An 11562-nucleotide genomic window follows, 5' to 3' on the forward strand; every position below is an offset into this window, starting at 1 on the left:
ATGATCAATAAAAAAGCGCTCGCAATTATTTTGGGAGGTGGACAAGGAACACGACTATCACCTCTTACAGACAAACGTTCAAAACCTGCTGTATCTATAGCAGGAAAATACAGATTGGTTGACATCCCAATATCTAACTGTATTCATTGTAACTTAAAAAGAATGTTTGTATTAACGCAGTTTAATTCTGCTTCTTTAAATAGACATATTAAAAACACCTACACCTTTAGTAGCTTTAGCGAGGCTTTTGTAGACATTATGGCTGCCGAACAAACTCCTGAAAACAAAACGTGGTTTCAGGGTACTGCCGATGCTGTTAGACAATCCATGAATCATATTTTAAATCATGAGTTTGAATATGCCTTGATTCTTTCTGGTGATCAATTGTATCAAATGGATTTTAACGATATGCTAAAACAGCATGAAGAGAAAAATGCCGATATAACTGTAGCTACTTTACCCGTTACTTTTAAAGAAGCTCCTCAGTTTGGTATTTTAAAAACTAATGAAGAAAGTTTTATCTCTTCTTTTATTGAAAAACCTTCAGAAACTGAATTAAAAGGATGGGAATCTGAAGTGGATGAAGAAATGGTAAGTGAAGGAAGAACTTATCTTGCTTCTATGGGAATTTATATTTTTAATAGAGAATTATTAAAAAAAATAATGTCTGACCCAAGTACCATAGATTTTGGTAAAGAAATAATTCCGCAATCTATTCATAAAAACAAAGTATTAGCCTATCAATATAAAGGATACTGGACCGATATTGGAACTATTGCTTCTTTCTTTGAAGCAAATATTGGACTTACTGATGATGTACCTAAGTTTGATTTATTTACCAATTCTAAAGGTGTTTTAACTAGACCTAGAATATTACCACCTAGTAAAATTGATGGGACTATTTTAGAAAAAGCTATGGTAGCAGATGGCTGTATTATACATGCTAAAAAAATAACACGCTCAGTTATTGGTATTCGTTCAAGAATTGGTTTTGGCAGTGAAATTACCAACAGTTATGTTATAGGCGCTAATTTATATCAAGAGATTGGAGAAATAGAAAACGATAAACAACAAGGCATTCCTTATATAGGTATTGGCGAAAATTGCCATGTTGAAAATGCTATCATAGATAAGGATGCTAGAATTGGTAATAATGTAATTATTAAAGGCGGTTCTCATCTTAAGGATGAAGAAAATGAGGCTTATGTAATTAAAGATGGTATTGTAGTTATCAGAGCTAAAGCAGTAATTCCTGACGGATTTATATTACAAAAAACGCAAGAAGCAGCCTATTCTGTATGAGCAACGTTATAACCTACAGTTTGTTTACAGATTTTGATATTGATCTATTTAAAGCCGGAAAACATTACCGTCTTTATAAAAAGTTAGGATCACATACACTAACAGTAAACGGTATAGCCGGAACTTACTTTGCCGTATGGGCTCCTTCAGCTAAAAAAGTTTCTGTTATTGGAGATTTTAATCACTGGACAGAAGAAGAACATCTATTAAATGTTAGATGGGATAAATCAGGAATCTGGGAAGGTTTTATCCCTAATATTGGGAAAGGAAACTTATATAAGTACAAAATTCTTTCTCACAACAACAACATAAGAACTGAAAAGGCCGATCCTTTTGCTAAACGCTGTGAACATCCACCTAAAACAGCTTCAGTTGTTTGGAATGATGATTATTTATGGAGTGATAATAATTGGTTAAAAAAGAGAAAGCAACACAATGCCTTAAATGCTCCATTTTCTGTTTATGAAGTGCACTTAGCTTCTTGGAAAAAAAAGTTTGATGATAATCATCGCTCATATTCTTATATAGAAATGGCCGATGAGTTAGTGAATTATGTGAAAGACATGAACTTTACACATGTAGAGCTTATGCCTGTTATGGAACACCCTTATGAACCTTCTTGGGGTTATCAAATTACAGGTTATTTTGCGCCCACTTCACGTTTTGGATATCCAGAAGATTTTAAGTATTTAATCGACAAATTCCATCAAAATGACATTGGTGTTATTTTAGATTGGGTGCCTTCTCATTTTCCTGAAGATTCGCATGGTCTTGGTTTCTTTGATGGTTCACATTTATACGAACATCCAGACAGAAGAAAAGGCTATCATCCAGATTGGAAAAGTCTTATTTTTAATTACGAAAGAAATGAAGTGAGAAGTTTTTTAATTAGTAATGCTATTTATTGGCTAGATCAATATCATATTGATGGATTACGTGTAGATGCTGTAGCCTCTATGATTTTTTTAGATTATTCTAGAAGTGAAGGTGAATGGGAACCTAATATATATGGTGGAAACGAAAACCTAGACGCTATTGAATTCCTGAAAGAACTTAATGAAGAAGTATATGCTAGCTTTCCCGATGTACAAACTATCGCCGAAGAATCTACCGCTTTTCCCAAAATATCTAAACCAACTTATCTAGGTGGTTTAGGGTTTGGTATGAAATGGATGATGGGCTGGATGCATGATTCTCTTCAATACTTTGGTAAAGAACCTATTTATAGAAAACATCATCAAAATGACTTAACGTTTAGTATGACCTATGCTTTTACTGAAAACTTTATGCTTCCTTTATCGCATGATGAAGTTGTTCATGGTAAAAGTAGTATTGTTGGTAGAATGCCTGGTGATGAATGGCAAAAGTTTGCCAACTTACGTTTACTATACAGTTACATGTTTACACATTCTGGTAGTAAGTTATTATTTATGGGTAGTGAATTTGGACAACATGCAGAATGGAATTTTCAAACTAGTTTAGATTGGTACGTATTGCAATATGATGTTCATAAAGGAACTCAAAAATTGGTTAAGGATTTAAATACTTTGTACAGAAAATATCCAGCCCTTTATGAGAAACAGTTTGAACAAGAGGGTTTTGAATGGATCAATTATGATGACCATGAAAACTCAGTAATTAGTTACATCAGAAAAGGCAAGCATGAAAAAAACTCCCTAATTGTTGTATGCAATATGACCCCTATTCCTAGAGAATCTTACAGAATTGGTTTACCTAAAAAAGGTAAATTAATACAATTATTTAATAGTGATTATAAAAAATACGGAGGAAGTGGTATTTCTAACAAAAAGAGCTTACCCATAGAAAAGGTTAATTGGAATTACAGATCTTTTTCTTGTGAAATAATTTTACCGCCTTTAGCGACTGTAGTTTTTAAAATAGAATCGTAATTCAAAATAATTAAAACAACTCACTTAGTTCAAATCTTAAAACTATCTATACAGATACATTTTAGCAGCATACTAACCAAAAAAATTAAGTATTATGATTATTAATACAGAAATAGAATACAAAGGAAATCTTTTTCCAGGAAAAATAACTTCTTTCTCTCAAGATGTAGATAAGATCTACTTTAAAACCGAAAATGGTGTTATTCTTCAAGTTACCATTTTACGAGGAAGTGTCATTCGATTTAGATACGCCACTGATAATAATTTTGAAAAAGATTTTTCTTATGCTATTAGTGAAGATGGTGTTAGAGGGTATACTAAACTAGAAGTAGAAGAACATGTAACTTGTTATAAAATAATAACGTTAAAAATTATTATCCAAATTCATAAAGAGAACTTAAAATCTACAATATATGATACGAAAGGAAATATCATTTGTAGGGACGATTGGGGTTTTCATTGGGAACAGAGTTATGAATATGGTGGTAATATTGTAAAAATGAGTAAGGCTGCTCCTCAAGGTGAATGTTATTATGGTTTGGGAGACAAACCCATGCATTTAAACTTAAAAGGGAAACGTGTTGAAAATTGGGCTACCGACCAATATGCTTTTGGTAAAGACCAAGATCCTTTATACAAAAGCGTGCCTTTTTATATTGGAATGCATGAAGAAAGAGCTTACGGAATTTTTTTTGACAATACGTTTAAAACCTTTTTTGATTTTTGCCATGAACGCAGAAACGTGACTAGTTTTTGGGCACACGGTGGCGAGATGAATTATTATTTCTTTTTTGGCCCAGATATGCAAGATGTAATTACACGTTATACAGATTTAACTGGAAAACCTGAATTGCCTCCACTCTGGGCTTTAGGCTATCATCAGTGTAAATGGAGCTACTACCCAGAGTCAAAAGTAAAAGAAGTTACCGGTAAGTTTAGAGAACTACGAATTCCTTGTGATGGTATTTATTTAGATATTGATTATATGGACGGGTTCCGTTGTTTTACTTGGAACAACGAATATTTCCCTAACCCTAAACGAATGGTAGCCGAATTGGCTGCCGATGGTTTTAAGACAGTAGCTATTATTGACCCGGGTATTAAAATTGATGATGATTATTGGGTATATCAAGAAGCCATGGAAAAAGATTTTTTCTGTAAACGAGCTGACGGCCCGTATATGCGTGGAAAAGTATGGCCTGGTGAATGTTTTTTTCCCGACTTTACCAATCCTAAAGTACGAACATGGTGGTCTGGATTGTTTAAAGAAATTATTGATGAAATAGGCGTTAAAGGTATTTGGAACGACATGAACGAACCTGCCGTTATGGAAGTTCCGGGAAAAACTTTTCCTAATGATGTGCGCCACAGTTACGATGGAAATTATTGTAGTCATAGAAAAGCACATAATATTTACGGAACACAAATGGCGCGTGCTACCTATGAAGGTGTCAAAAAATACGCCTATCCTAAAAGACCTTTTATCATTACACGCTCGGCTTATTCCGGAGCACAACGTTATACTTCTTCTTGGACGGGTGATAATATTGCCACTTGGGAACATTTATGGATTGCCAATATTCAAGCACAACGAATGAGTATGAGTGGCATGTCTTTTACAGGAAGTGATATTGGTGGTTTTGCTGAGCATCCAACTGGTGAATTGTATGCTAGATGGATTCAGTTAGGTGTGTTCCATCCCTTTTGTAGAACACATTCTTCAGGAGATCATGGTAGTCAAGAACCTTGGACATTTGGTGAAGAGGTAATTGATGTGACTAGAAAATATGTTGAACTACGTTATCAATTACTTCCTTATTTATACACCATGTTTTGGGAATATGCCACCTATGGGATCCCTATGTTAAAATCTTTAGTTTTATACGATCAGTTAGATATTCAAACACATTATAGAACGGATGAGTTTATTTTTGGAAATCAAATATTGGTTTGCCCCGTTCAAGAACCTAATTCTAAAGGACGAAGAATGTATATTCCGCAAGGACATTGGTACAATTACTGGACACAAGAATATGTAACTGGTGGAATGGAAAAATGGGTAGATGCAGATATCGATATTATTCCGATGTTTATAAAAGAAGGTACCATTCTTCCTAAATATCCCGTTCAACAATACGTAGGTGAAAAGAAAATTGAGCAACTTAAGCTTGAAGTATATTTTAAACTGGGAGAAAAAGAAGTTTCTAAAGTATATGAAGACGCACAAGACGGATACGATTACACCAAAGGAAGATATAGTTTACGAACTTTATCTTTTACAGGTAAAGAAAAAGAGGTTATTATACAACAACATAAAGACGGAACTTTTATCACCGAGTACGAAACCATGAAATTTCAATTTATTGGACTTCCATTTACTATAAAAGAAGTAGAAATTGACAATGTAATTGTCAATTTAAATTCAGTAGAATTTAACACTAAAGACAATACCATAACGATTCCTAAAAACTTTAACGAAATCCATGTTATTGGTTAAATTAAAGACCTAACTATTCTCCTTAACATAAAAAAGGTTTCTGTTTTTACAGAAACCTTTTTTCTATACCTAATTACAATTATTGTATACTTTCCATGACATTTTTAATATGTTCAAAATATTTCATTTTATAATTAAAAGTTTCATTATTATAGATTTTATAATATTTGTTATCCTTTTTAAAGTAAAAAATATACCCTTTTTTAACCTTCCCTTTTTTATTAGGTTTTGCTTGGTAAGAAACCCCAAAAGCACCATTTTTTAGCGTATACTTTTTTATATCATCATGCATCGTAACCGCTTGTGCTAAAAGCTCTACATTCTCAGGATAATATTGCTTTTCTATCTCTCTGTATATTACTCTTACTCTTTTACCTTTTTTACCTAACTGTAATTCATGACTATCTTCAAAAATTTTAAAACAGTTTTTATTATGTTCAGCTTCATCTTCATAAACAGTTATTGTTAAATCTGTATCTTTTATTTGTAAAGTAGTCAATTTTCTTTCTTTACAAGAAACCACTACTACTGTCATAAGGATTAATAATCCTAAAAATCTTTTTTTCATCTTTAAAATTTCTTTGATTTAATTATTTTACTTTATCACAACTTAATGCTGCTGTTGCCCCTGTAGTATGCTGCTTTAAATAAGAATCGTAACGTCCGCCTCCAAGGTATTTTCTTATAAAACCAAAGTTTCTATAACCACAACCTTCTTTACTTTTGTACAAAACATCTCCTTCTATATACTTTCCTTCTATATTCCCGTATCTATCTTTTAAAACCGTCCAATCTAAAGTGATAATAGCACGCTTAAAATCTACATCTGACCAATTGTTTTTACTTCCCCACATTTTTACCTGCATCAACATCTGGCTTTCGATACTTCTATCTTTACGTACAGCGTTTGGCACACGCTTTCCTTCCAATATTTTATTTGCTAGTTTTTTAGACATTGCTACTAAACTTTCTGCACCCGCTGAAGCATCATATGTAAAGTATCCAGAAATCACTTCTTCTTTTTGTTTCATTTCACCATCAGTTAATGCTACTCTAATTTGGTGTTTTTTATTACGTAATCTGCTTCCCATTCGTTTTAATAAAAACACACTTCCTTGTTTATCCATTATTGAAGTTTCTACCGAAGCTGGCACTAATTGGAATACAACATAATTTTTTTCTAAATCCTTTTTGTATAATGACTTTACAGTACATTGATTTACAATTTCATTTTCTTTAGGTAGTCTATCCTTTTCATTTTTATCCATCCCTATTGTAATCCAATAATGTGTTTTTCCGTAAGCATCGTAAAATGAATTAGTTAATCTTTTAAAATATTTACTAGCATTAAAAGCAGAAGGTAAATAGGCTACTGCCCATACTTCTTCTCCTACTTTAAATGTATTTTTAATTAACGACTTATCTTCTTTTCCTACAACTGGTTTTTGAGAAAAGAATACTATTTTCCCTACATTTTGTTTATGAAATTCTGATGTTGGACGCTTTACAAAATACTCCTTAACTGTATTTTGTTTCTTTTTATTCAGCTTCGCAAACACATTGCTTTTTATTCCTAATTTTTTCTTTCCTTCTCGTAATTCTTTTTTAGAAGTAGCTAAGGCAGCTATGTTATTAATCCCATTGTTTTTATCTAGTTCTAAAAGCACTAATACGTCTTTTTTACTAGTTAATACAAAGTTGTCTTTTACTGATTCATAACTTCCTTTACGCTTAGACAAAGGATTGAAAATATAGTTATAGCTTCCTCTTGCTGTTTTAAAAGTAGCTTTTATTGTATTATCATCTCGCAAACGAATATCCACACCACTAACTACATCACCTGATGCATAATAAGAACCAGTTTGAAAGTTTTGAGCAACTAACTGTTGTGCAAATACTAGTATAAATATGTATATTATTTGTTTTATTACTTTCATTTTTGATCTTTTAATTTATTATCTCTACCCTCTTTTAACTAGCTTACTACTTTTATCTCTTTTTTATCAAAAGGATCTAATGCAGCACTTTTTACATCTACCTCAACCTTAACAAAATAAGCGGACTTTTCATTCTTAACAAACTTTGCCATACTTCCTATTTTACCCATTGTTCCTCCTTTTTCTTTTAAACTGTCGGCTTTAGACTTTAATAGTTGAAATGGTAGTTCGAAGTCAAAACTTTTACGTTCACCTACTTTAATTACAAAGCTGTTTTCATTAGTAGTTTCTCCTAACTCAAAGTTCTTAGTAGTTTGATTATCTCCCCTTCCTTGTGTAAATTCTTCAATAAACACAAAACGCATATCTACTATTTCTTGATCGCTTTTAGAAGTTAATTCTACACTCCCATAAACAACACCTTCACTTTGTAATACTTGACCGGGTATTGTTAGCTTTGCTTTTACTCCCCCAATACCTAATTTGTTTTTAATAGTTTGTAATAAACCCATATACTTAGTTTTAATTTTCTAAATGTTTTAAGACATTTAGTTTTTCCTTTTATTCTGTTACAAAATTATTTCAACTTAACCTTTTCTATTTCATACTAAAAGGGTGATTTTTATATAAAAAAAGCCTTGTCATAAAAAGACAAGGCTTTGTAATTTAATTATTAAAATGCTATTAATTTACTTTACAAAAACTGCCATAGCTCTTGCATTAGATTCTTTGGTAATATTTATCATAGTTGTGTTTTTCCACAATACAGCATCTTCTTTTTTAGTATTGCTTATAGAGCCTGCTGTATAAGTTGTATTCTCAAAAACAAAAAGATCATTTGGAAATGCATATTTTTTACCATCTGTTAAGTTAGTTGCAACTCCATTTTTCCATACTTTAGGAATATATCCTGCACTTTTTTCCTGTCCTGCTACATATATATCTCCTTTTTCAATTGCTATACTTGAAGGTGTTGCTGAAAAATTCCCATCGGTAATATTAGTTGCTACACCATTTTTCCATAGTTTAATTACATGTTTGGTTCCATTATGTTCTTTTCCTAAAATGTAAACATTGTTATCATAGACTGCAATATCTTCAACACTTGCTGTATGCGTTCCATCCGTTAAAAAAGTTTTTTCACCATTTTTCCAAACTACTGGCCTTACTCCAATAGAACCTATTACATAAACATCATTATTATGAACAATAACTTTAGTTGCTTTCGAAAGTATATTAGATAATATTGTTGGTTTCTTATTTTTCCATAAAGTAGCTCGATCTGGTGAAGTAACCGTTGCAGAATTTCCAGCTAAATACACATCATTATTATGCACATAAACATCATTGACTGTTCCTTTCTCAATACCTTCTGTTAGACTTGTTACAACACCATTCTTCCATAAAGTAGGTGTTAAAGAATTACCAAATATGTACCCACCTATGTATACATCATTTTTATCAGTAATAAAAATATCATTAGCCCAAGCATCTTTTGATGTATCACTTATATTGCTGACACTACCGTCTTGCCACAGTTTCACTATTCCATTTGAAGTTGTTTCATCATATTCCCAATACACTACATAAACTTTAGGCTCCTCTATTATATTTGCTGGAGCTTCATTTTCACTACACGCAGTTAAAAGAAATAAAGACAAAAAAAACAACGACATTAAATCCTTTCTTAAAAAACTCATAGTTAATAACTTATTTTAAATTAAGGCACAAACTTATGGCATTCTACAACGCAAAAAACCACCCGAATCGGGTGGTTTTTACTTTTAAGTAGATAACATTATGTTATTTTAAAACTCAATTCTTTAAATTCAATAATGGCATACTGAATGCTTTTAAAAACGTTGAAGTCTCTTAATTGTGCTACTTGAATTTTTTCCCCATCAGTAAATTTCATGTATAAATTCCCTCCTAAATCAAAGCCATTTATTATAAAACCTCCTTCAGAAGTAAAATCTTTAAACCTTTTCAGTTTTTGTTTTTTTAATGTTATTCCTATTACACTTAATTCTACTACTCCATTTACCAAATCAAATACTAATTCTCTTTTTAACATATAAAATTTAACCGCCACAAATAAAACTCCAATACCTCCAAACATCCAAAATACAAATTCAGGAATTTTATTAGATGCTAACATTTTAAGAACTATCAATACCACTACTATTAAAGTAATTTTATTTCTATTTTTTGTATTAACATCACTTGTTAGTCGGTTCATTTTTACGCCTACCTCACAAACTTCCATCCAATTAGAAAGATTGTATTTCATTATAATATTATTAATTGTGCTTTTTTGAGTTTCTGTTAACATACAAGCGCTATTCATTATATTACAATGTCTTTATTTTACTTTATCACAATTGACATGTGTAATATGAATTGAATCTCCTCCTCCATAAACTTTAACAGTATTACTATATCTTCCTCCTCCCATATATTTTTTTATAAACCTAAACTCCATGTAACCGCAATCTCCTCCATTTCTACCTGTAAATGTTATTACTCCATCCAAATACAATCCTTCAATTCTAAAATACAATTCATCTGATCGTCTTGTTTTCAAAACATCCCAATCTTTTGAAGTAATTATCACATTTTTCCAATTTGTATCAGCATAATACGAATCTCCATAAGCATGATCTTTTACTGCTTCTTTTAACTTAGCCTCTAAACTAGCATCTTTCTTTCTAGCTTTGGGAAGCTCTTTTGCATCAAACTGTTTCTTGTTTATACCTTTAGCTATTTTGTCAAAATCTCCAGTACCTTGAGATAAATCAAGAGTAAAAGCCCCTGATATTGTTAAATCTTTTCTTTTAGCATAACTTTTTGTATTTAGTCCTATTTTAAGTTTTTGTACTTTATTATCTAATAATTTAGATATTCGCTCACTAACCCATGAAGCCCCATTATCATTCATTTTATTTTCATTTAATGTAGGAATTACCTGAAAAATGATATAATTGTTCTTCAAATCGTCTTTATTAATTTCTCTAACCGCTGCCATAGAAAATAACCTTCCTTCTTCACCAACCATACCTCTATCATTTTTAAACATAGCAATTCCTACAAAATAGCGTTTCTTTCTCTCTTTTTCGTCATAATATTCTTGATATAAGTCTCTCATTTCCCCATATGGTTTTGGTAAATAAGCTATAGCCCAAACTGGTTCTCCTACTTTAAAATGAGTTTTAATTTTATTAGGGTCTTCCTTTCCTATTTCTGGTTTTTCAGAGAAAAAAATAACTTGTCCTGCACGTCCTTTACTTAATTTAGAAGGCTCATCAGATGGAATTAACTTCCCTACCATAGGTGAAAATTCTTTTTTTGACTCACTTAACGCTGCCAAATTTTGTTTAAACTTACTTAGTAGTTTAAACTTTTTCATTTTACTTTTGAGTGTTTTTTTATCTCTTGCATATAGTATGTGCGTAGTTACAATTCTATCGTTGTCAAGCATATATAAATCGATAAAATTTTCACTAGCATTATATTTTAGATGTAATATTGACTCATTCCTCTCAAAAGAACGCTTTTCATACGCTATCTCTCCTTCATAAGTATTTTCTTGTTTATCCAGTTGCTTACAAACAAAAATGGTTGCTTTACTAGTTCCTCTTTTTCTTAACGTTACTTTTACACCACCATCAGTACGTTTAAAAACTTCTAACTTACCAGCTCTAATGTCACTTGGAATAAAACTACCGTCTATTACATTTTGTCCGTATGATACACTACAGACAACACCTATTATAAGTATAATTAAATATTGTTTCATGGTACTTTTTTTCTAATTATTTATATTTTTTAAATGTTTATTTTTCATTAAGCTGCAAACCTATTGTATTCTAAAACACAAAAAACCACCCGAATCGGGTGGTTTTCTCACTAATTAAAA

General features: G+C 31.5%; 9 protein-coding genes. 3 read left to right on the forward strand and 6 right to left on the reverse strand.

Annotation, left to right across the window (positions count from 1 at the left end):
• The 3 genes from ABNT65_RS09430 (at position 1) to ABNT65_RS09440 (ending at position 5709) form a co-directional block, all read left to right on the forward strand.
• Positions 1–1302 carry a glucose-1-phosphate adenylyltransferase gene (locus tag ABNT65_RS09430; protein WP_348747740.1) on the forward strand — a complete coding sequence of 434 codons (1302 nt, stop codon included), beginning with the start codon at positions 1–3 and terminating at the stop codon, positions 1300–1302.
• Positions 1299–3212, forward strand: a complete 1914-nt coding sequence (gene glgB, locus ABNT65_RS09435) for a 1,4-alpha-glucan branching protein GlgB (RefSeq protein WP_348747741.1) — start codon at positions 1299–1301, stop codon at positions 3210–3212. Before ABNT65_RS09430 ends, glgB begins: the two co-directional genes overlap by 4 nt.
• Positions 3213–3306: 94 nt before the next feature.
• On the forward strand, positions 3307–5709 hold the full coding sequence (locus ABNT65_RS09440) for a glycoside hydrolase family 31 protein (RefSeq protein ID WP_348747742.1): 2403 nt from the start codon (positions 3307–3309) through the stop codon (positions 5707–5709).
• 79 nt (positions 5710–5788) lie between these two features.
• Here ABNT65_RS09440 and ABNT65_RS09445 read toward each other — a convergent pair whose 3' ends face one another.
• The 6 genes from ABNT65_RS09445 to ABNT65_RS09470 all read right to left on the reverse strand — a co-directional run bounded on the left by ABNT65_RS09445 (position 5789) and on the right by ABNT65_RS09470 (position 11442).
• The gene (locus ABNT65_RS09445; protein ID WP_348747743.1) at positions 5789–6277 is read right to left on the reverse strand and encodes a hypothetical protein; all 489 of its coding nucleotides are present in this window, start codon (positions 6275–6277) and stop codon (positions 5789–5791) included.
• Between the two features lie 22 nt (positions 6278–6299).
• Positions 6300–7646: a hypothetical protein gene (locus ABNT65_RS09450; RefSeq protein ID WP_348747744.1), complete on the reverse strand. Its 1347-nt coding sequence runs from the start codon at positions 7644–7646 to the stop codon at positions 6300–6302.
• A 38-nt stretch (positions 7647–7684) separates the two neighbouring features.
• Positions 7685–8158, reverse strand: coding sequence for a sporulation protein (locus tag ABNT65_RS09455; protein WP_348738028.1), 474 nt, complete (start codon positions 8156–8158; stop codon positions 7685–7687).
• 177 nt (positions 8159–8335) lie between these two features.
• Positions 8336–9346: a hypothetical protein gene (locus ABNT65_RS09460; RefSeq protein ID WP_348747745.1), complete on the reverse strand. Its 1011-nt coding sequence runs from the start codon at positions 9344–9346 to the stop codon at positions 8336–8338.
• A 98-nt stretch (positions 9347–9444) separates the two neighbouring features.
• The gene (locus ABNT65_RS09465; protein WP_348747746.1) at positions 9445–9936 is read right to left on the reverse strand and encodes a hypothetical protein; all 492 of its coding nucleotides are present in this window, start codon (positions 9934–9936) and stop codon (positions 9445–9447) included.
• 72 nt (positions 9937–10008) lie between these two features.
• Positions 10009–11442 (reverse strand): hypothetical protein, encoded by a 1434-nt coding sequence (locus tag ABNT65_RS09470; protein WP_348747747.1) that lies wholly within the window; start codon positions 11440–11442, stop codon positions 10009–10011.
• Between the last annotated feature and the right edge of the window lie 120 nt (positions 11443–11562).

Source organism: Tenacibaculum sp. 190524A02b, from assembly GCF_964036645.1.
GTDB classification, from domain to species: domain Bacteria; phylum Bacteroidota; class Bacteroidia; order Flavobacteriales; family Flavobacteriaceae; genus Polaribacter; species Polaribacter vairaonense.

What these genes read in the sequence shown, in the direction of transcription:
- ABNT65_RS09430 (WP_348747740.1), top strand. Translation starts at nt 1, where the DNA reads ATGATCAATAAAAAAGCGCTCGCAATTATTTTGGGAGGTGGACAAGGA.
- ABNT65_RS09470 (WP_348747747.1), bottom strand. Translation starts at nt 11,442, where the DNA reads ATGAAACAATATTTAATTATACTTATAATAGGTGTTGTCTGTAGTGTA.
- glgB (WP_348747741.1), top strand. Translation starts at nt 1,299, where the DNA reads ATGAGCAACGTTATAACCTACAGTTTGTTTACAGATTTTGATATTGAT.
- ABNT65_RS09450 (WP_348747744.1), bottom strand. Translation starts at nt 7,646, where the DNA reads ATGAAAGTAATAAAACAAATAATATACATATTTATACTAGTATTTGCA.
- ABNT65_RS09445 (WP_348747743.1), bottom strand. Translation starts at nt 6,277, where the DNA reads ATGAAAAAAAGATTTTTAGGATTATTAATCCTTATGACAGTAGTAGTG.
- ABNT65_RS09455 (WP_348738028.1), bottom strand. Translation starts at nt 8,158, where the DNA reads ATGGGTTTATTACAAACTATTAAAAACAAATTAGGTATTGGGGGAGTA.
- ABNT65_RS09460 (WP_348747745.1), bottom strand. Translation starts at nt 9,346, where the DNA reads ATGAGTTTTTTAAGAAAGGATTTAATGTCGTTGTTTTTTTTGTCTTTA.
- ABNT65_RS09465 (WP_348747746.1), bottom strand. Translation starts at nt 9,936, where the DNA reads ATGAAATACAATCTTTCTAATTGGATGGAAGTTTGTGAGGTAGGCGTA.
- ABNT65_RS09440 (WP_348747742.1), top strand. Translation starts at nt 3,307, where the DNA reads ATGATTATTAATACAGAAATAGAATACAAAGGAAATCTTTTTCCAGGA.